Raw genomic sequence first — 18,687 nt, forward strand, 5'->3', positions numbered from 1 at the left:
CCCAGACGTCAACAAGAGGTAAGCATCATGGCAACTAAGTCACATGACAGTACTACAACCCTGCTGACCGAGCAGGAGCTTTTGGCGATGCCTGAGTCAGACTACATGAACGCCGCCCAGCTGGAGTTTTTCAAGCATCGTTTGCGCCAGCTTGAGCAGGAAATTCTGGCCAATGCGGGTGCCACCACGGAAAACCTGCGTGAAACCCAGTTCGTTCCTGACCCAGCTGACCGTGCCACGATCGAGGAAGAACACGCTCTGGAACTGCGAACCCGCGATCGCGAGCGCAAGTTGCTCAAGAAAGTGCAACAGTCCATCGCCCTGATCGAATCGGGCGAATACGGCTGGTGTGAGGAAACCGGCGAGCCGATCGGCCTGCCCCGTTTGCTGGCCCGCCCGACCGCCAACCTGTCGCTGGAAGCCCAGGAGCGTCGCGAGAAGCGTCAAAAGATGTTTGGGGACTGATAGGCTGATTCGCTCATGCCCCGACAAAAAGCCCGCCTGATCATTCTGGCGGGCTTTTTTTTGCCCCTGCGTTTCACGCGCCCCGCCAGGCGAATCGGCCAGGAAACACGTAGGCCGAGGCGAACCCGCAGCAGCTAAAGCGGATTGACACGCAGAACTGGCGGCGGGCGGGCAGCCTGACAAGCGGCACAGCCCGAACCGTGCTGAGTGCGCCATGCACGGCCTGGCCCTCCGTCCTGCTTATCCTCTGTCTTGCCCAAAGACAAACTCCCGCCAGGCCCTGAAAAAACTTCCTGCTATCACGCGCTTGAAATTTTTTACCCGGCCCCCAGATGGAGAACTTCAAGGAAGGAAATCATGGAACAATTTCACGCCACTACCATTGTCTGTGTACGCCGCGGAGATCAAGTCGCCATCGGTGGCGACGGTCAGGTCACCCTGGGGAATGTTGTCATCAAGGGCACGGCCCGCAAGATCCGCCGTTTGTACAACGACAGCATCCTGGCCGGTTTTGCCGGCGCGACTGCCGACGCATTCACCCTACAGGAACGCTTTGAAGCCAAGCTGGAAAAGCATCAGGGCAACCTGTTGCGCGCTGCCGTCGAACTGACGCGCGACTGGCGTACCGATCGCGTCCTGCGCCGTCTGGAAGCCATGCTGCTGGTGGCGGACAAAGAGCACACGCTGGTGCTGACCGGCAATGGCGACGTGCTGGAGCCCGAGCATGGCCTGGCTGCCATTGGTTCGGGGGGCTCCTATGCGCAATCCGCAGCCCTGGCTTTGCTGCAAAACACCGATATGGCACCTGCCGACATCGTCAAGAAATCGTTGGAGATCGCAGGTGATCTGTGCATCTACACCAACCAGAACCATATCGTCGAAACACTCTGACAGCCGGATACACCACCATGTCTACACCTAATATGACTCCCGGAGAAATCGTCTCCGAACTGGACAAGCATATCGTTGGCCAGGGCAAGGCCAAACGCTCTGTGGCCGTGGCCCTGCGCAACCGCTGGCGCCGCCAGCAGGTTGCCGAGCCCCTGCGCAGCGAGATCGTGCCCAAGAACATTTTGATGATTGGCCCCACCGGCGTGGGCAAAACCGAAATCGCCCGCCGTCTGGCCAAGCTGGCCAATGCGCCTTTCATCAAGGTTGAGGCCACCAAATTCACGGAAGTGGGTTATGTGGGCCGTGACGTCGAAACCATCATCCGCGATCTGGTGGATATTTCGGTCAAACAAACCCGCGAGATCGAGATGCGCCGTGTCCGCACTCAGGCGGAGGAAGCCGCTGAAGACCGCATTCTGGACGTGCTGGTGCCGCCTTCACGTGATGCCCACGGCCAACCGCAGCGTGAAGATAACTCGGCACGCCAAGTGTTTCGCAAGCGCCTGCGTGAAGGCAAGCTGGACGATACCGAGATTGAAATCGAGATGGCCCAGGCCATGCCTCGCATGGAAATCATGGCCCCTCCCGGCATGGAAGAAATGACCGAGCAATTACGCGGCATGTTCTCCGGCCTAGGCCAGGAAAAGACCAAAGCCCGCAAGCTGACGGTCAAGGAAGCCTTCAAGCAACTGACCGAAGAAGAGGCTGCCCGTCGTGTGAACGAGGACGATTTGCGCACGGCCGCGGTAGCCAATGCCGAACAGAACGGGATTGTATTCCTGGATGAGATCGACAAGATCACCGCGCGCGGCGAAAGCCAAGGCAGTGGCGGCGACGTCTCCCGCCAGGGCGTGCAACGGGACCTGCTGCCGCTGGTAGAAGGCACCACCGTCACCACCAAATACGGTGTGGTGCGGACCGATCACATCCTGTTCATTGCCTCGGGCGCCTTTCATTTGTCCCGCCCCTCGGATCTGATTCCCGAACTGCAAGGCCGCTTCCCTATTCGTGTGGAACTGGAATCGCTCAGCGCTCAGGATTTTGTGCAGATTCTGTCGGCCACCGATTCGTCCCTGACCAAGCAATACACCGCCTTGCTGGGCACCGAAGACGTAAAACTGGACTTCCGCCCAGACGGCATCCAGCGTCTGGCCGAACTGGCTTTCGATGTAAACGAACGCACCGAAAACATCGGCGCCCGTCGTTTGTACACCGTCATGGAAAAACTGTTGGAAGAACTGTCCTACAGCGCTGGCAGCCACGGTGAGCAAAGTGTGGTCATCGACGCCGATTATGTGAACAAGCAGTTGCAGGAAACCGCAGCTAGCCAGGATCTGGCACGCTACGTACTGTAAGCGGCGGACAGTCGTAGTAGCACAAACGGGGGCAGAAGAATCTGCCCCCGTTTTTTATCCCGTCCCATTTCCCTGCAAGCCCAGAGCACCAAGCGTCGCTGCCCATCCCGCCCCACTCGTCGGCCCTCTATGTCGACCGCCTCTACACTTATCACGCGACTTTACATGCCGTGACCGACCGCCTGATTGCCTGGGGCAGAAAAAAGCCGGGCGAACCCGGCTTTTCATATGGTTTTTGACACGGCTTATTTACTGATCTTGATGACCACGTAATCCCCGCCGTCACGCTTGGCCGTGAATTTCACCTTGTCGCCCGGTTTGATGTCGGCCAGCAAGGCAGGATCAATTTTGTACACCAATGTCATGGCGGGCAGTTCCAGTTCGCTGATCTCACCATGCTTGATGGTGATTTTGCCTGCTGCCGTGTCCAGTCGACGAACTTCGCCCGATGCACTGGCTTCCTGGGCCTGGGCCACCACGACATAAGCCGATCCAGCCATGACTCCCAAGGCTCCCAGCGCCAGAGCCGCGCCCCGTTTTGTCCACGTCATTTTTCACTCCTGCAAATTGGGCAGAGCTGAACAATTAGCTCATAATGCCTACTTTCGGACGCCTGCTGCGTCTGTTTCCGATCAAGCATAACGCTAAACCTTTGCAAAAGCATGAGCGAATTTATTAAAGGGTATGTGCTGCGTCCAGCCACTCCCGCCGACATTCCCGCCATTTTGGGCCTGATGCGCGATATGGCCTCCTTTGAGAAACTGGAGCATATTTTCAAGGCCAGCGCCGAGTCGCTGCGCAACAGTTTCTTCTCGGATGAGCCCAGCGCCTACTGTCTGGTCATCACCCCTGAGGGCCAGCCCGACACCATAATTTCTTACATTATGTGGTTTTACAACTACTCCAGCTTTCTGGATCGCCGCGGCATCTATCTGGAGGATTTGTACATCGATCCTGCCCACCGTAAAAAAGGTCTGGGTGCCGCAGCACTGCGCCATCTAGCGCAGATGGCGGTGACTCAGGGATGCGGCCGCCTGGAATGGGTGGTGTTGGACTGGAACCAGAACGCCATTGATTTTTATCAGCATCAAGGCGCCCAGGTGCTGCAAGACTGGCGCGTGGTTCGTGTCACCGGAGAGGCCCTGGTCAATATGGCCAATGGCACACCCGTGCCCGCAGAAGCACAAGGCTAAATTATGTCCACACGACTTTCCATTATCAGCACTCGCACGGGCGACGACGGGACGACCGGCCTGGGCGATGGCAGCCGCCTGCCCAAAACCGCAGCCCTGATTCACGCCCTGGGCGATGTGGATGAGCTGAACAGCCATATTGGTGTGCTGCGCAGCCTGGAGCTGCCCGAAGATGTCGACGCCCTGCTCTCCGATATCCAGCACGATCTGTTCGATATGGGAGCCGAGCTGTGCATTCCTGGCCATCAGGTCATCGGTTCAGTCCATGTGGAGCGCCTGGATGCGGCAATACGCCATTACAACGAACCCTTGGGCATACTGAAGGAATTTATTCTGCCCGGCGGCAGTCCGGCCGCGGCACAGGCGCATGTGCTACGTTGCGTGGCACGACGTGCCGAGCGCAGTGTCGTGGCCGTCCCTTCGGAGGCCTTGCCACAGGATGGTCCACGCCTGTACCTGAACCGGCTGTCGGATTTGCTGTTTGTGCTGGCGCGTACCCTCAACCGCCATGCGGGCCGCCCCGATGTCCTCTGGGAACCCAAGCGCCACGAATCGTCCACAAGCTGATTGCGTCGTAGCGCGTTATCCCCTTACGCACAGGGCCCTGCATTGACAGGGCCCTGTTTATTTTCATCTTCAGACCTGATCGATGCGGGTGACATCCGCAAAGGTCAGCACGGGTTGATCGGTCGGATCTTCGTAGACCTGCCATTTCAGAGACTGGCTGCCCACCTGAATATCCACGGTTGCCAAGGTGTTCTCCCTGTCACTGTCATCAGGGTCACAACGCCAGATTGGGAACTGCACGTGGTGCTGGTCCGCTAGAATTTTCAAGGGATCGACGGCTGAACCGGCTTGCAAGAGCAACTCGTCGCCGCGCTCCTGGCGCAATTCGGAGGATCGGGTAATACGCTGTTCAAACCCTTGCATGGACTCGTGCACAGCGTGGTTGGCATGCAACTGATTGCGTTCAATTGTCTGGACCGAAACGGCCTGCGCACTGAACTCCACGCTTAGCAGGCGCGTATCGCCCCGCTGGGCCAGGCTCAGGTGAAACGCTCCCGAGCGGGGATGGTCCTGCAAAAGGCTCACTGCCTGATCAAGGTCAGGCTGATCCAGCATGGCGCGGGTCAGAACCATACGCGGCACGCCAGGGGTGACATGGCGGGCGCGGACATTATTGACCGTCATGGCCAGCCCGGCCTGTGTCACGGCAAAACTGTGCCCGGGCAAGGAGGCCGGATACAGGAACGACACAAATGACATGCCACTGTCAGGAATGAATTTGCCCACCCCGCAATAACCGGCAAAACCCGGGTCACCGTCTTCGTTGTGCACCAGTCGAGGCTCACCCTGGGCTGGCAACTGCACGGTCGTGCAGCCGTCCGGGGCCATGGCCCACAAATCGCCACGGCAATTCCACAAAAACACGTCCTCAAAGGGGAGCTCCAGACCCAATGCCAGGCCCTGGAGCTCGGTCCATATTCGGGGAAAATAACGCTCGGTATACTGCGCCAGCTCAGCGGCAACAGCCGTCCCCTTAAATTGCATGATGCCTTGCCAAGCTGTTGAGCTGAGCAAATAGGCATGCACGGCGGGGGCTCCAAAACGTCCCAAAGAATGGCCAATTTCTTTGGGACCACCAGTTAACTCCAGATAGGACAACTTAGCCATCGCGTCTATTTCCAGTAGGCACCAGACTGGTGCAATTGATTTTCAACCAACTCAATACCGCTTACAGCACGACTGCCCGCCTTGGCCAGAACCTGTTCCAGCAAGACCTCGACCAGCGCCTGAGCGGCAACCAGAGAAGGAAAAAAAGACGGACTGTCGGTTCCAAACAATAATGTGGCATCTGCCTGCTGCGCAATAGGGGCAAGCAAGCTGTCGCAAATCGCCAGAATATGTGCCTGCGCCTGCCGGGCTGCCCCATGAGCCAACACCGCTTCCTGGGAATAGGGAGCAAAACCGAACAAGACCAGCACATCGCCCTTTTGCAGGGCCCGCAAATCCATATCCAGGGTGCCGGACTCGCCGCGCAACAAGGCAATCGAGGGGCGAAACAGGCGGTACTGGTAATGAAAAGAAAACGCGGGCGCGAAAGAGGCCCTGAACCCTGCCACAAACACCCGCTTGGCTTTGCTGAGCAGCGCCACGGCCTGAGGCAAGCGCGTTTCGTTGACCTCCCGCAATACGGCCAGATTATCCATTTGCACGGTCAGCACCTGCGCCAGGCGGTCTTCTTTGCGGCGGTTGCGCACCACGGCGCGGGCTTGCTCGGCATAGCGTCGCGCCCCCTGACCGTGCAGGGCCTGGGTGAATACGGCCTTGAACGGCGCCCAACCATCAAAGCCCAAAGACCGGGCAAAGCGCAGCAGCGTGGCCGGCTGCACCTGGGCCTGTACGGCCAACTGTCGCATGGACATCAAGGGCACCTGATCGGCGTGATCAAGCACATAGCGCGCGCTTTGCTGAAACTGGGGCGACATGCAGGCAAAAGCCGCCTGAATACGCTCGGTCAAAGTGCTCAAGGAGTTCATGGGCCAACACGCTTAAAAAGGGATACCAAGTATATATCGGGTACAAATGCAGTCTGAACGCAACAGTGAGGTCTTTATCCACCCCTGCCACCTCAACAAAGATGATTTATTTGTTGAAAGTATTATTATAGTTTCAACATACGTTGAAAACCCTTATGCGTTTACTTTCCGGATCTGCGCCATGACACACGTCTTTCATCGCAACCCAAAACAAACCTTGCCCTATGCAGTCAAAGGCGATGGCATCCATATCATTGACAGCACAGGCAAGTCCTATATCGACGCCAGCGGCGGGGCAGCCGTCTCCTGCCTGGGACACAGTCACCCTGTCGTGATTGACGCCATCAAGCATCAGCTCGATCAGATTGCTTACGCCCATACCTCGTTTTTCAGCAGCCAGGCCGCAGAGAGTCTGGCGGACTTTCTGAGCAGCCGTGCGCCCGGCGATCTGGACCATGTCTATTTTCTGTCCGGCGGCTCCGAGGCGGTGGAAGCCAGCCTGAAGCTGGCTCGACAATATTTCGTGGAAATAGGTCAAGCCGAACGCCATATCTTTATCGCACGTCGCCAAAGCTATCATGGCAATACGCTGGGCGCACTGGCGATCGGCGGCAACGAATGGCGTCGCAAGCCTTTCCTGCCCTTGCTCGCTCCTGCCCAGCATGTCTCCCCCTGTTACCCCTACCGCGATCAAGGCAGCCATGAAAGCGACGAGCAATACGCCGACCGGCTGGCCCAGGAACTGGACGACACCATTGAACGTCTCGGGCCCCAAAATGTGGCCGCCTTTGTAGGCGAAACCGTTGTTGGCGCAACCGCCGGTGCCCTGGCACCCGTGGGCGATTACTGGAAAAAAATCCGTCAGGTCTGCGACAAGCACGGCGTTTTGCTGATTCTGGACGAGGTCATGTCCGGCATGGGCCGCACCGGCTACCTGTACGCTTGTGAAGAGGATGGCGTTGTACCGGACATCATGGCCATTGCAAAGGGGCTGGGAGCCGGCTATCAACCGATCGGCGCCATGCTGGCCAGTGACCGGATCTATCAGGCCATCCTGAACGGCTCGGGCTTTTTCCAGCATGGTCATACCTATATGGGGCACGCGACGGCCTGCGCCGGCGCCCTGGCCGTGCAACAAGTGATTGAACACGAGCAGTTGCTGGAAAATGTACGCCAACGGGGCGAACAACTGCGTCGTGAGTTGCACCAGGCTCTGGACGAGCATCCCAATGTGGGCGATATCCGCGGTCGCGGCCTGTTCGTGGGTATTGAACTGGTACAGGACAAGGCCAGCAAACAGGCATTGGACCCCGGCCTGAAAACGCATGCGCGGATCAAGCAAGAGGCGTTTTCACAGGGGCTGATGCTCTATCCTATGGGCGGCACCATTGATGGGGTTCACGGCGATCATATCTTGCTGGCACCGCCCTTTATCTGCACGGAAGCGGATATTCACGAGATCGTGAAGCGGCTGACACACACCCTGGAACGCGTCCTGCCTCGTCAAGTCTGAACGTCCCGAGCGTCTGCCTGACCACCCGAGCAGGTGACAAGGAGCCGGCGCTCTGTCCTATAACTGGCGGCCTACATGCCGCCATTTCCCTCAACACAGAAAGGAGAATCATGGCCCGCCTACCTTATGCAGACCTGAGCGCCCCCGATGCGGCTCCCTTGGTCGAGCAAATTATTGCCGAACGCGGCAGCGTGCTGCACCTGTACCAGATGCTGCTGCACAGCGCGCCCATTGCCAAGGGCTGGCTCAATCACCTGACCGGCATACGCCACCACAGCAGTCTGCCGGGCGACTTGCGCGAACTGGTCATCATGCGCGTGGCCTTGCTGAACCGCGCTCCCTACGAAGCCGATCAGCACGCCCCGATCGCCCTTGCAGAGGGCCTGAGTCAGGCGCAGCTCGATGCTTTATCCAACTGGCAGGACTCTGATCAGTTCACACCCATTCAATGTGCCGTACTGGCCTATACCGATGCCATGACCCTGCAGGTACAAGTGGAGCCTGCCATCTTCCAGGCCATACGGCAGCATTTCAATGAACGCTTGACCGTTGAGCTGACGGCCACCATCGCCACCTACAATATGGTGTCGCGTTTTCTGGAAGCCCTGCACATCCATTCGGATGATGCCCGTTAAGGCGACGGCCCCCAGACCTCCCCTTTACCCCCTCCCAGCCGCTCCGCCAGAAACTCCACCATCGCCCGCAGTTTGGGGGGTAAATGGCGAGTGGGCGGATACAGCGCCCACAGGGCGCCACAGTATTGCGTCCGGAATTCCCAATCGGGCAGGACGCGTACGATACGCCCTTGCTGCTCCGCTCCCTTGGCGACAAAGCGCGGCAGGCTGCCGATTCCCAGCCCTCGCTCTACGGCGTCGAGCCGGACGCCGGTGTGGTTGGCCGCATAGCGGCCGCTAACCGTCACGTTCAGAACCTTACCGCCTTTGCTGAAACGCCAGCGAGAATCGCTCGGCGCTTCCCCTAAATAGATGCAACTGTGCTCGCGCAACTGCTGCGGATGCGTGGGCAACGGGTGTGCCGCCACGTAGTCCGGACTGGCATACAGTCCATGTCGAATATCGCTCAGATGCCGCCCCATCAAACCCGGCGGCGGCTGGTCGGTGATACGAATGGCCAGATCCAGTTGATCGTCGATCAGGTCCGTATAGCGGTCATCCAGACTCATCACCACGTTCACTTTGGGGTACGCGGTCAAGAAGTCAGGCATGTGCGGATGAATCAGAAAATGCCCCACCGCTTTAGGAACACTCAAGCGTATAAGACCCTCCGGCTCCGTCTGAAACTGCCCCGATATTTCCATCGCTGCTTGTGCGCAGGCCAACATGTCACGCGCATGTTCATAAATTGCCTGACCGCTGTCACTCAAGCGCAGTTTACGCGTGGTGCGCTGCAGCACCCGGGTTCCCAGCCCTTTTTCCAAACGTGCAATGGAACGGCTGACTGCCGAGGGTGTATTGCCCAGCTGGCGAGCAGCTTCGGAAAAACTGCCCGTCTCCACGACTTTGACAAACACCACCATGTCGCTCATCAAGGAAGTGAGGTTACTTGTGCTCATAGGGAATAAATTATGTCGTTGAATTGCAATTATCAGGGGGGGCTACTACGCCTACAATGCATGAGCACCCACCCATCGATTATGAAATGCACGATAAATTATATTTGACCAGCCATAAACTTTTTGGCAAAACAGAAATCCTCGAGTGTTATCACTCGGAAAATGAGCGCTATGTCGTTCGGCTGGATAAAACCTTATTCCATCCCCAAGGTGGTGGTCAGCCTTGCGACAAAGGCACATTAAACGGACACGAAGTTCTGCATGTGACCCAAAACCGCGACGGACAGGTTTTGCACTATCTACCGGTGAGCCTGCCCTTGGGGCCGGTAGAAATGAAAATCGATCAGATGCACAGGCTTGCGCATGCACGTTTGCATACTGCCGGCCACCTGATCGGCCATCTGCTTGAGCAGACTGGCTGGCAAGCGATCAAGGCGCATCACTGGCCGGGCGAGGCGCGGCTCGTGTTTCGTCAGTCCAACAATGCGCTGCCTCCTAGCCTGGAAGACTTATCGGCCCGCTGCAGGGAACAAATTCAGTTGGCCCACCCTATTTCCATCCACATTCATCAGGGGCACCGTCAGATTGCAATTGGCAAGCTGGGCCAGTATCCCTGCGGCGGAACGCATGTTGAAAATACGGCAGAATTAAATGGATTGACCATAACCCGTATCAAAAATAAAAAAGATGAATTGAGCATTCATTATGAAATACTCGATTAATGAATAATCAAAATTTAGTCTATTGATTATTTCCGGCCATCAGCAGAAAGCATCAAAAAAAGTAAACATCTTTATTCTTTATCGGCACACGACAGCCAAACCCAGCCTATAGGGCCAGCGCCTTGGCACACTGTGCGCAGACGGATACCACTCGATGAGCGAGTCCGCATCTGAGACTGGCACCGCCTATTGATGCTTACGCTTCACAAAATCCAGATCCATGGCCTTATTCATCATCGACAGATGCTAAGTGACAGGAATATCGGCTTTAGCTTTTGCAGGCCCGGCGAGCAGCCCCTCTGAGTCAGACGGACAAAGCGGAGCAAGGTATCAGCCCTCTAGGGATGCATTGCCAGAATCGGCCTACAACGCAGCGGCGGGCAGCGGGGCACGCTGGCAATCCGTCGTCGAGGCTGTACATGAACAGCATCCGGAGTCTGCGCTCTGGTCTGTTCCCCGGCCTTGCCCCGGCCCCCCTCAAAAAAAATCCCGTCCTGCAACTGAGGACGGGATTGCTGCTTTTAGACCATGGACTGACCCGTCTTGCGGGCCATGCGCCAATCACGAATCAGATTACCCAACAGCAAGACCAGAATGATGGCCGACATCACAGGCCAGACCAAAAAGTAAATTGTCATCAGCATCGTGTTCTCCTTTCTACGTCGTTTAAACCTGCCCTCAGGCGCGGGCCGAGGCGGGTTCGCCTTGTTGTGACTGCCGCGTTTTCTGCTTTCCCGGCGCGGGAGTGTCGTCATAGTGAAACGACTGCACACGCTCGGCCAGCACGGAAAAATCAAAACGCTCCTGGCTGCGCAGACTCAATGCCACACACACCACCGCGCTGACTCCGTAAGCGGTCAAGGAACCCAGCAGCACGATGTACTCACGCAAGAAACCGATAAAGTTGGGCAAGAGAACCGCGGTCGCAATCACCCCCACCGCAATCGCAATACGGCTGTTGAAAAAAGCGAACGCCATCAGACCGGCCACCACGCCTCCCCCAATCGAAGCGCTTATTTCGTAGAACACGGCTACCACACCCTCAATGGGGATCAGCTCAAAGCGCACAATCGTAAACAGCACCACGGCACACAGGACCGACCAGCTAAACGCCTTGTTGGTGACTCGGTCCCAGTAGAAACTGACGATGACCGGAAAGACGATTGCCCCCCACAGTGCGCCCACAAACACCAGCATGACCAGAATATCCAGACGCAAGCTGGCAAAGATCACCCCCACCATCGTGGCGACCACCATGGTGATACGGCCCCACCACAACATACGAGTGGGGTTGGGTCGACCGCGAGCAATGTTCTTGGCATAGATATCCGTCATCATGATGGCCGACAGGGCCGCCAGGTCCGAGTCCGCGGTGGAGGACAGGGAGCCGATAACCAGAATAAAAAACAGGGCAATGCCAAAGGGTGGCAAATACGTGGATGCCATCTGTGGAATGATGTTGTTCATATTGCCGTCTACAGGCTGTAGACCGGTGAACAGGGCAAGCAGTCCCAACATGCCCAGACCAATCACCACCGCGCCATAGCCAATGGTGGCGGTCAGAAAGGTAGGCTTGATCAGATCTTCACGCACGGCAAACAGGCGCTGCGCGATGGTCTGGTTACCAATCGCATAGGCCAGTACCGCGACAAAGTAGGGAGCCCCTTGCTCCAAAATCGCTTTGGTCGAATAGAAATTCGCTTGTTCGGAGTCCAGGCGCCACCAGTTGGCCTGAACCATCTCTGGACCACCAGCATTGAAAAAAATCAGCGGAATAATAATGACAGCCGACAGGATCATGGCCACCAGTTGCGCAAAATCGGTCATGACCGAGGCGCGAAATCCCGACCACAAGGTGTAGGACAACACACCTAACCCGGCGATCAGCACACCTTGAATGAATGTCAGAGGGCTAAGGATCGAGACCAACGCACCAGCGGCCGTGAAGTTCACCATCAGGCTGATGCCACTTCCCACCACGTTGGAAATCGCCATAATCATCTGACTGGACGAGCCGTGCCGCGCGTGCAGCACCTCGGCCAAGGTATGCGCCTGCGGCGCCAACTGGCGAAACCGCCTCCCAAAGGGATAGATGAACAGAATCATCAAGGCGCCCCACAGCCCGTAATGCAAAGGCCCGGACAAGCCATACTTGTAGCCTGACGTCGCACTGGCATAAAACGACGCGGCCCATACCCAGGTGGCAATCATGCTGGCCGCCGCCAGGCCAAAGCCCACTGCACTATTGGATACCATGTATCCGTCCACATTTTCTTTCTTCTGACCAATCATGAGCGACATCAAGAATGTCGCGCCATAAAAACCAAGCAGCAGCAAGATTGCCGTGGTGCTTGAAAGTGTAAAAAACTCCGCCTCTTGCATGTCTTTTCCCTTTCTCTTCTGCGGCGGGAAGTCTGGCCAAGCCTTCCCCGCTCGCATGCGTGCCGATTCCGCCATAACGCGCTGGGCGGCACAGATCCCAGGACCTGAACCGAAGCACCCAAACCGAACGCGCGCACACACGCTCCCGCCCTCGGCACAAGCCGAAGCGAGAAAAAGCAAGACACAACGCAAAGTGCCTCACATTACGGCAAGTCTGCGGGCCGGACAAAAAACAATATGGCCAGAGACAAGCCGCTCTGTTGCAGGCCGATGTCCGCCAGGACAGTCGGCTGGTTGTTCCGCGACCAGAAGGTCGGGCAAGGTGTTTCGGACTAAAAAGCCGGGTTGTTGTGCAACAACCTGTTGAAGAACAGACCGCCATTTTTATGCGATTTTGTCGCACCTGAGCGGTCAGTTCGAGAAGCTGGTTCCATGAACCAGAGCGACCAATTATACATATTTAAAATTTTAGGGTCTATATCATGCCGTTTCAGCATCGAGAAAACCCCTCTCCGTCCTGTCCCCGTCAGTCGTAAACCCCGTCTTTACGGAGGCTTTCACGCGCCAGCTCCTGACAGACTGCCGGGACGCTGCCCACAAACGCGTAGCCTTGAGCACGCACGGAGCGAATCGGCAGCTCCTCGCCGAGAGCCCACAATTTGCGTTTCAAACGGCTGATGACAACATCCACAGAACGCACTTGTGCCCCGCCCTTTTCCTCCGGCAGAAACAAACGGTCGCGCGCTACGGTTTGCGGACTGAGAGCGAACAAGGCCAAGACAATACGGCGCTCACCCCGAGTCAGCATTACAGGCTGACCGCGCGGGGTGAGCAGGGTCCATCCGTCTTCCATCAGTTCCCATAAGGAGGAGTCGGATTCCGGGCCCGTTTTTGACACGACCAGTGCTTCTTTGGAGCAATTGGGTTCAGCCAGTGCCACGCTTTGCCGCAAGGCATAGCCGCGTCGACGCAAGGCTTGAACGCAGGCCACCACCTCGACCGGCAGGGCCTCACGATCAAAGCAGGCATCGGCCCCTGCCAGCATCAGATGCCCCCGCTCCATACCGGCCATCTTGTCTCGTCGCACGACAATAATGCCCGCTGCAGGAAAGACAACGCGCAGACGATTGATATGCAGAAAAACCTTGTCTGCCTGACACGACAAGGCAAAGGCCGCCTGCACACCTGCTGCCGATGCCAATGACAAGCACTGCCCTATCGTTCCAACTATCTGAACCCGTACGCCCCACTGCTCCGCCTCCCGTGCGATATGCTGCAGGCCCGTCAGCTCGTCATACAACAGAAATATCTGCTCCACCGTCATCGTCCCCATCCTTGCTGGCCTCTTCAGGCTCTTTATGTTTTTTTACCCTTGAACCTGGCTTAGAAAGCGCTGTGCCGCAGCCGCGTCAGGGACCGCAAGATCAAGTATTCCCGGCACTAACACAACCAGCCGCCACGGCATTCGTGATAGTGGCAGAATTTGCCTGCAAACAGCTCTGGATAAGTTCAGAGCCGCCGTACGCGCTGACGCATGCCGGTTTCAGGGCGCAAAACCGCCCCTCACACCGTTATGGCGATTGATTAAATCTGGATACTCAGAAAAGTCTTACCGAACCCCTAACCCATCCGGCTGTGTTTATTCTCTTACTGCTTTTTAATAATTACTTTTGAATTTCCACTAAACCCATTTGAATCATTGCACAAAACAGGAATTTATTAATTTTTTCCATTTCAAAGTCGATTTAAATATTAGATCTATTGCACTGCCGATAGACCGATGGAGACAGGCCGCTATATTGTCTGAACGCAGTGGCAAAATTGGCCGGATTCACATAGCCAGACTCCACAGCCACATTGATGACAGCCATGTCGGTATGCGTTAACAGGTGCATGGCATAGGCCATCCGGGTGGAGCGCACGTAATCGTGCACCGTCACGCCACAGGTCGCTTTGAAAAGTGCATTCAGGCGCCGGGCACTTGTGCCGAACAAGGCCGCCAGATTCTCGGCGCTGAGCTGCTCCGATAAATTGTCGCGTACATGCTGCTGCACTGTCTCTACCAAGGGGGTGCGTGGGGACGACTCCTTGCCCCGTTCCAGCAAGCGCCGACGTTCCCTGCTCACGCTCTCTGGTTGTATTTCTCTCAACCCCAGATGCAGACGAATACGCTCGAGCACCAGTTGTACGTTCGTTCGATAATCGATGAAATCGCGCGCCCCGCTGCGCAAGGCCATTAACTGGCTGTCGGCACAGGACAGGACGGATAAGAACACAACCGGTATGGCGGCGGTTTTTGGGTTGGCGCGCAGCAATCGCATAAAGGCATCCCCTCTCAAACGAGGCAGATGGTACTCACTCAGCACAAAGTCGGGCCGCAGTGATAGACAGCGTGCCAAGCCTTGCTGGGCATCAAGCGCAAAACTGACCCGGCCAAAACTGGTGCGCAATAACACCAGCAGATCCATGGCTCCGAAGGGTTCGGGTGCAATAAAAAGAATATGGGCATCCGACGAGACATGCATAAGCCATTCACCTTTAGATAGATTAGCCTACATTGCTCAAACCGATGATGGTTCTATTAGTTAATAGGCTTATACCTGAATGGCTCTATTTTCGAAACGCCTCAGTTCCCTTCTTTTCAAAAAACAAAGTTACATTATTTCAATCAATTGCTGTTTATATTCATTAATTCTTTACCAAAATGAAATGAAACGAAAATCAATTTGTATGAAATCCCCATACTTGCCTGATGTTTCTTAACAATAAATAGAGATTCAAAATGTGACAACAGAGCAGAAAAAAACCCCGCCGCAGCGGGGCTCATCCTGCTCAGCGACCAGGGAACTCAAGCCTGACGCGTGCTGGCATAGGCAGCCTGAGCCAGAACAGCTAAAGGGCCTATCTGCCGCACTCGCTCGATTTGCTCGGGAGTGCGGACATAAATGCAGCCTGCATACGACAGGGCATTGACCGAGATGCCATCCACCAGCTCCACGCTACGCGGCACCACCAGCAGCCAGCCCTGACCGGCCAGCATATTATGGGGCGGCAACAAACCCTGTTCGTCCATGACCAGACCCAATTCCTTGCACGCAAGCTGGTAAGCGCTCAACAAGCTGCTGCTCAAAGTGGTCGGGTCCTGCGTCTCCAGCAGGCGCACAAAGCGGTGTTCAAAGGCCAATGCCGGGTGCCGATGCACGCTGCCAACCGGGGCCTGAGCAGGAAGCTCATCCAGATACAAAGCCAAAGAGCCGTTGCTCTCTGCCGGGGGGACCCATTGTGTATGTTTATGCCGCTGACTGGCTCCGGCCGGTCCGCCGCCGTTGTAAAACCCCAGCCCGCCCTGCAAGGCCAGAAAATCCGCCAGAGCCTGAAAATCAATGTCGCGCAAAGGACTCAGCTGCTCGCTAAACACCTTGTCAGCCAGCACCAGATGCAAATCACAGACCGCGAACTTGTTCAGCACTATATTGTGGGTGGGGCTGGCATCGGCTACGGTCAATGCCGGTGCTGGGGGCAGGAAAGGATTGAAATTGGGGTCGCGCGGCCCGCCCGGGATCGAGACGCTGGCTGCATCCTTGGCCGCCAGAGTGGACACCCAACGCACAAAAAACGTCAGCCCCTGATCGTGCATCAGCTCTTCTTGAGCTTGCACAGGCAACAAATCCCCGCTGGCCAGCGCAGCCTGACTGAGTTGGTCCAGGCGTTGCAAAATTTCCTTGCTCACGTCGTCTCGCTCCTCATTTGAAGTTGTATAGTGACGCCTTATTGTAGGCAAGAGACGTGAACAAACACGCATTGCTGCCTTGACCGAATTTTCCACCATCCCTATCAGGAGTACTCCATGTCCGGTATCCGCCGTATTGCCAGCCCACTGCCATTGCCTTTTTCGCGTGCGACCATCGCTGGCGGTTTTCTGTTCCTGTCTGGTCAGATCCCTTACGACGCCCAGGGCGAAGTGGTACGTGGCTCCATCCAGGACCAGACCCACGCCGTCTTTGATCGCCTGATCGAAGGCCTGGCACTGGCCAACGCCACCTTGGCCGACGTGGTCAAAGCCACAGTCTGGCTGTCCGATATGGCCCTGTTTGCTGACTTCAACAAGGTCTATGCCGAACGTTTTGGCGACACCTTGCCGACCCGCTCGCTGGTTGAAGCCAAGCTGGCCAAGAATGTGGACGTGGAAATCGAAGTCCAGGCCTGGTTGGGCGATCGCGCTTAAGCAACCCTGAGGCCGACGGGCCGTCACATTAATTAACGCTGCCCGGCCTCGACTGTGGCACACTGGATTCCCCCTTGTCCAAGGAGAATTCTGATGCGTTTATTTGATTTGGCCCGTCACACTTTGCTGGTTTGCTCGGTCGCAGGACTGGGCATCAGCACCGCTTATGCCGCAAGCACAGGCAAGAGCACAGAACCGACGGCAATCAAACGCTTTCTGGCGGATGCGGACATGCCCTTTTCCCGCGCCGTGCAGGCCGGTGATTTTCTGTTTCTGTCCGGGCAAATTCCGCTGAACGAGAAAGGCGAGATCGTGCGGGGCAGCATTGAGGATCAAACCAATGCCACCTTGGACCGGATTGAGGAGACCTTGGCCCTGGCCGGCGCCGACCTGAACCAGCTGGTCAAAGCCACCGTCTATCTGTCCGATATTGCCTTGTACGACCAGTTCAACAAAATCTATAAGGAACGCCTGGGCAGCAACTTCCCGGCCCGTTCTCTGGTACAAGCCAAACTGGCAGGCGGGGTGGATGTTGAAATCGAAGTCCAGGCCTGGACAGGCGCCAAACCCCCTGCCGCCAAGCATTGATACGACGAACTTGCCATAGCCAATTCCATATAAGCAGCACGTCTACTGCCTGACTGGCTTGTATGGCACACTAGCACCCTCAGCCAGACCTTGTTACCTGCGCCAGGCTTGCCGCCTGGCGTTTTCGTGCTTTACGGATATTGTCATGATCTACGCGATTACTGCCCTGTTCGCCTTTCAGTTACTCGGCGAAGTCCTGGTGCAGACTCTGTCTTTACCGCTGCCCGGCCCCTTGGCGGGCATGCTTTTGCTGGCGGCCGCCTTGCTGATCCGTGGCGGGGTTCCGGCCGCCCTCGAGAGCACGGCCAGTGTCATGCTGCAGAACCTGATGCTGCTATTCATTCCCGCCGTCACCGGCGTGATGCTGTATTTTGATCGGGTGGCCGATGAATGGCAGCCCTTTCTGATTGCCACCCTGGGTGGCACCGTCATCACGATGGTGGTGACGGCTCTGGTGCTTAACCGCTTGCTCAAAAACCGTCAGGAAGAAGAAAAATGACCGACGGACTGTTTCAAATCTGGGTCTTTTTGTCCAGCTCCCCCTTGCTGTGGCTCACCCTGACCTGCTCGGTCTACGCGGGCTCGGTCTGGATGTATCGTCAATCGGGGAGCAGCCCCTTTTTGCTGCCGATTCTGGTCTCCGTACTGGTCATCGTCGCTCTGCTTATGCTGACCCGCACGCCCTACCCAGTCTATTTCGAGGGCGCCAAATTCATTCACTTTCTGATTGGCCCGGCGACCGTCGCCCTGGCCGTGCCACTCTATAGCCAGTTGCGTCAGCTGCGCAAAATCTGGAAACCCTTGACGATTGCGCTGCTGATCGGTTCAGTCACCGCTATTTTCAGTACGGTTCTGATTGCCTGGGCCTTGGGTGGATCGATGGAAACCATCATGTCGGTCGCCCCTCGGTCGGCCACCATGCCCATTGCCATGGCATTGGCAGAGCAGTTTGATGGCCAGCCTTCCTTGGCAGCCGTGGCTGTCGCGATTACCGGCATCGCCGGCACCATCATGGCACGCCCCCTGCTGAACCTGCTGCGCATTGACCGCCCCGAAGCCCGCGGCTTTGCCGTGGGCGTGACGGCACACGCGATTGGCACCGCTCGCGCCTTGCAGGTCCATGAGACAATCGGGGCCTTCTCGGCCATTGGCCTGAGCCTCAATGGAATCATGACTGCCATACTGGTGCCCTTCGTGCCCCTGATCTTGCGCTGGCTGGGCATGGTCTGAGCCCACTCAG

Annotated in this window: 21 protein-coding genes; 12 read left to right on the plus strand and 9 right to left on the minus strand. The window is 56.8% G+C overall.

Annotated elements, in window-relative coordinates; genetic code table 11:
- Positions 1-27 precede the first annotated feature (27 nt).
- From dksA to hslU, 3 genes are all read left to right on the plus strand, one after another.
- Positions 28-465 carry an RNA polymerase-binding protein DksA gene (gene dksA / locus V6936_RS11445; RefSeq protein ID WP_039943815.1) on the plus strand — a complete coding sequence of 146 codons (438 nt, stop codon included), beginning with the start codon at positions 28-30 and terminating at the stop codon, positions 463-465.
- A gap of 357 nt (positions 466-822) precedes the next feature.
- A complete protein-coding gene (hslV, locus tag V6936_RS11450; RefSeq protein WP_003804273.1) occupies positions 823-1,356 on the plus strand; it encodes an ATP-dependent protease subunit HslV in 534 nt (177 codons plus the stop codon).
- 17 nt (positions 1,357-1,373) lie between these two features.
- The gene (gene hslU / locus V6936_RS11455) at positions 1,374-2,711 is read left to right on the plus strand and encodes an ATP-dependent protease ATPase subunit HslU (protein ID WP_059318504.1); all 1,338 of its coding nucleotides are present in this window, start codon (positions 1,374-1,376) and stop codon (positions 2,709-2,711) included.
- 245 nt (positions 2,712-2,956) lie between these two features.
- On the opposite strand, the gene V6936_RS11460 is transcribed toward hslU, so the two are convergent.
- Positions 2,957-3,211, minus strand: coding sequence for a copper-binding protein (locus V6936_RS11460; RefSeq protein ID WP_230406306.1), 255 nt, complete (start codon positions 3,209-3,211; stop codon positions 2,957-2,959).
- A gap of 162 nt (positions 3,212-3,373) precedes the next feature.
- On the opposite strand from V6936_RS11460, the gene V6936_RS11465 reads away from it, so the two are divergent.
- Positions 3,374-3,904 (plus strand): GNAT family N-acetyltransferase, encoded by a 531-nt coding sequence (locus V6936_RS11465; RefSeq protein ID WP_003804278.1) that lies wholly within the window; start codon positions 3,374-3,376, stop codon positions 3,902-3,904.
- 3 nt (positions 3,905-3,907) lie between these two features.
- A complete protein-coding gene (locus V6936_RS11470; RefSeq protein ID WP_003804279.1) occupies positions 3,908-4,471 on the plus strand; it encodes a cob(I)yrinic acid a,c-diamide adenosyltransferase in 564 nt (187 codons plus the stop codon).
- Between the two features lie 69 nt (positions 4,472-4,540).
- Here V6936_RS11470 and V6936_RS11475 read toward each other — a convergent pair whose 3' ends face one another.
- Positions 4,541-5,578 carry a C45 family autoproteolytic acyltransferase/hydolase gene (locus tag V6936_RS11475; protein WP_240208899.1) on the minus strand — a complete coding sequence of 346 codons (1,038 nt, stop codon included), beginning with the start codon at positions 5,576-5,578 and terminating at the stop codon, positions 4,541-4,543.
- A gap of 5 nt (positions 5,579-5,583) precedes the next feature.
- Positions 5,584-6,444: a MurR/RpiR family transcriptional regulator gene (locus tag V6936_RS11480; protein ID WP_003804283.1), complete on the minus strand. Its 861-nt coding sequence runs from the start codon at positions 6,442-6,444 to the stop codon at positions 5,584-5,586.
- 181 nt (positions 6,445-6,625) lie between these two features.
- Here V6936_RS11480 and V6936_RS11485 point away from each other — a divergent pair, with 181 nt between their 5' ends.
- Positions 6,626-7,957, plus strand: coding sequence for an aspartate aminotransferase family protein (locus V6936_RS11485; protein ID WP_003804286.1), 1,332 nt, complete (start codon positions 6,626-6,628; stop codon positions 7,955-7,957).
- A 110-nt stretch (positions 7,958-8,067) separates the two neighbouring features.
- Entirely contained in the window at positions 8,068-8,592 is a 525-nt protein-coding gene (locus V6936_RS11490; protein ID WP_003804288.1) for a carboxymuconolactone decarboxylase family protein, read from the plus strand.
- Here the strand turns inward: V6936_RS11490 and V6936_RS11495 are convergent.
- Positions 8,589-9,530, minus strand: coding sequence for a LysR family transcriptional regulator (locus V6936_RS11495; RefSeq protein WP_336579909.1), 942 nt, complete (start codon positions 9,528-9,530; stop codon positions 8,589-8,591). The two genes, V6936_RS11490 and V6936_RS11495, sit on opposite strands and share 4 nt — an antisense overlap.
- A gap of 86 nt (positions 9,531-9,616) precedes the next feature.
- Here V6936_RS11495 and V6936_RS11500 point away from each other — a divergent pair, with 86 nt between their 5' ends.
- Positions 9,617-10,252, plus strand: coding sequence for a threonine--tRNA ligase (locus tag V6936_RS11500; RefSeq protein ID WP_336579910.1), 636 nt, complete (start codon positions 9,617-9,619; stop codon positions 10,250-10,252).
- A 521-nt stretch (positions 10,253-10,773) separates the two neighbouring features.
- Here V6936_RS11500 and V6936_RS11505 read toward each other — a convergent pair.
- From V6936_RS11505 to V6936_RS11525, 5 genes are all read right to left on the minus strand, one after another.
- On the minus strand, positions 10,774-10,896 hold the full coding sequence (locus V6936_RS11505; protein ID WP_003804292.1) for a putative transporter small subunit: 123 nt from the start codon (positions 10,894-10,896) through the stop codon (positions 10,774-10,776).
- A gap of 34 nt (positions 10,897-10,930) precedes the next feature.
- On the minus strand, positions 10,931-12,634 hold the full coding sequence (locus V6936_RS11510) for a sodium:solute symporter family protein (protein ID WP_003804293.1): 1,704 nt from the start codon (positions 12,632-12,634) through the stop codon (positions 10,931-10,933).
- 526 nt (positions 12,635-13,160) lie between these two features.
- Positions 13,161-13,958, minus strand: a complete 798-nt coding sequence (locus tag V6936_RS11515; RefSeq protein ID WP_336579911.1) for a winged helix-turn-helix domain-containing protein — start codon at positions 13,956-13,958, stop codon at positions 13,161-13,163.
- A 421-nt stretch (positions 13,959-14,379) separates the two neighbouring features.
- A complete protein-coding gene (locus V6936_RS11520; protein WP_336579912.1) occupies positions 14,380-15,159 on the minus strand; it encodes an AraC family transcriptional regulator in 780 nt (259 codons plus the stop codon).
- A gap of 323 nt (positions 15,160-15,482) precedes the next feature.
- On the minus strand, positions 15,483-16,364 hold the full coding sequence (locus tag V6936_RS11525) for an ATP adenylyltransferase family protein (protein WP_336579913.1): 882 nt from the start codon (positions 16,362-16,364) through the stop codon (positions 15,483-15,485).
- 117 nt (positions 16,365-16,481) lie between these two features.
- Here V6936_RS11525 and V6936_RS11530 point away from each other — a divergent pair, with 117 nt between their 5' ends.
- From V6936_RS11530 to V6936_RS11545, 4 genes are all read left to right on the plus strand, one after another.
- Positions 16,482-16,859: a RidA family protein gene (locus V6936_RS11530; RefSeq protein WP_059318498.1), complete on the plus strand. Its 378-nt coding sequence runs from the start codon at positions 16,482-16,484 to the stop codon at positions 16,857-16,859.
- A gap of 93 nt (positions 16,860-16,952) precedes the next feature.
- Positions 16,953-17,447, plus strand: a complete 495-nt coding sequence (locus V6936_RS11535; protein WP_336579914.1) for a RidA family protein — start codon at positions 16,953-16,955, stop codon at positions 17,445-17,447.
- Between the two features lie 145 nt (positions 17,448-17,592).
- A complete protein-coding gene (locus tag V6936_RS11540) occupies positions 17,593-17,946 on the plus strand; it encodes a CidA/LrgA family protein (protein ID WP_003804305.1) in 354 nt (117 codons plus the stop codon).
- Positions 17,943-18,677 carry an LrgB family protein gene (locus tag V6936_RS11545; protein WP_059318497.1) on the plus strand — a complete coding sequence of 245 codons (735 nt, stop codon included), beginning with the start codon at positions 17,943-17,945 and terminating at the stop codon, positions 18,675-18,677. Before V6936_RS11540 ends, V6936_RS11545 begins: the two co-directional genes overlap by 4 nt.
- Positions 18,678-18,687 lie beyond the last annotated feature (10 nt).

It is taken from the genome of Alcaligenes sp. CHO6 (assembly GCF_037120595.1).
GTDB lineage: Bacteria > Pseudomonadota > Gammaproteobacteria > Burkholderiales > Burkholderiaceae_B > Alcaligenes > Alcaligenes ammonioxydans.

Excerpts from the sequence above, each read along its gene's own strand:
- dksA (WP_039943815.1), top strand. The coding sequence starts at position 28 with ATGGCAACTAAGTCACATGACAGTACTACAACCCTGCTGACCGAGCAG.
- hslV (WP_003804273.1), top strand. The coding sequence starts at position 823 with ATGGAACAATTTCACGCCACTACCATTGTCTGTGTACGCCGCGGAGAT.
- hslU (WP_059318504.1), top strand. The coding sequence starts at position 1,374 with ATGTCTACACCTAATATGACTCCCGGAGAAATCGTCTCCGAACTGGAC.
- V6936_RS11460 (WP_230406306.1), bottom strand. The coding sequence starts at position 3,211 with ATGGCTGGATCGGCTTATGTCGTGGTGGCCCAGGCCCAGGAAGCCAGT.
- V6936_RS11465 (WP_003804278.1), top strand. The coding sequence starts at position 3,374 with ATGAGCGAATTTATTAAAGGGTATGTGCTGCGTCCAGCCACTCCCGCC.
- V6936_RS11470 (WP_003804279.1), top strand. The coding sequence starts at position 3,908 with ATGTCCACACGACTTTCCATTATCAGCACTCGCACGGGCGACGACGGG.
- V6936_RS11475 (WP_240208899.1), bottom strand. The coding sequence starts at position 5,578 with ATGGCTAAGTTGTCCTATCTGGAGTTAACTGGTGGTCCCAAAGAAATT.
- V6936_RS11480 (WP_003804283.1), bottom strand. The coding sequence starts at position 6,444 with ATGAACTCCTTGAGCACTTTGACCGAGCGTATTCAGGCGGCTTTTGCC.
- V6936_RS11485 (WP_003804286.1), top strand. The coding sequence starts at position 6,626 with ATGACACACGTCTTTCATCGCAACCCAAAACAAACCTTGCCCTATGCA.
- V6936_RS11490 (WP_003804288.1), top strand. The coding sequence starts at position 8,068 with ATGGCCCGCCTACCTTATGCAGACCTGAGCGCCCCCGATGCGGCTCCC.
- V6936_RS11495 (WP_336579909.1), bottom strand. The coding sequence starts at position 9,530 with ATGAGCACAAGTAACCTCACTTCCTTGATGAGCGACATGGTGGTGTTT.
- V6936_RS11500 (WP_336579910.1), top strand. The coding sequence starts at position 9,617 with ATGCACGATAAATTATATTTGACCAGCCATAAACTTTTTGGCAAAACA.
- V6936_RS11505 (WP_003804292.1), bottom strand. The coding sequence starts at position 10,896 with ATGCTGATGACAATTTACTTTTTGGTCTGGCCTGTGATGTCGGCCATC.
- V6936_RS11510 (WP_003804293.1), bottom strand. The coding sequence starts at position 12,634 with ATGCAAGAGGCGGAGTTTTTTACACTTTCAAGCACCACGGCAATCTTG.
- V6936_RS11515 (WP_336579911.1), bottom strand. The coding sequence starts at position 13,958 with ATGACGGTGGAGCAGATATTTCTGTTGTATGACGAGCTGACGGGCCTG.
- V6936_RS11520 (WP_336579912.1), bottom strand. The coding sequence starts at position 15,159 with ATGCATGTCTCGTCGGATGCCCATATTCTTTTTATTGCACCCGAACCC.
- V6936_RS11530 (WP_059318498.1), top strand. The coding sequence starts at position 16,482 with ATGTCCGGTATCCGCCGTATTGCCAGCCCACTGCCATTGCCTTTTTCG.
- V6936_RS11535 (WP_336579914.1), top strand. The coding sequence starts at position 16,953 with ATGCGTTTATTTGATTTGGCCCGTCACACTTTGCTGGTTTGCTCGGTC.
- V6936_RS11540 (WP_003804305.1), top strand. The coding sequence starts at position 17,593 with ATGATCTACGCGATTACTGCCCTGTTCGCCTTTCAGTTACTCGGCGAA.
- V6936_RS11545 (WP_059318497.1), top strand. The coding sequence starts at position 17,943 with ATGACCGACGGACTGTTTCAAATCTGGGTCTTTTTGTCCAGCTCCCCC.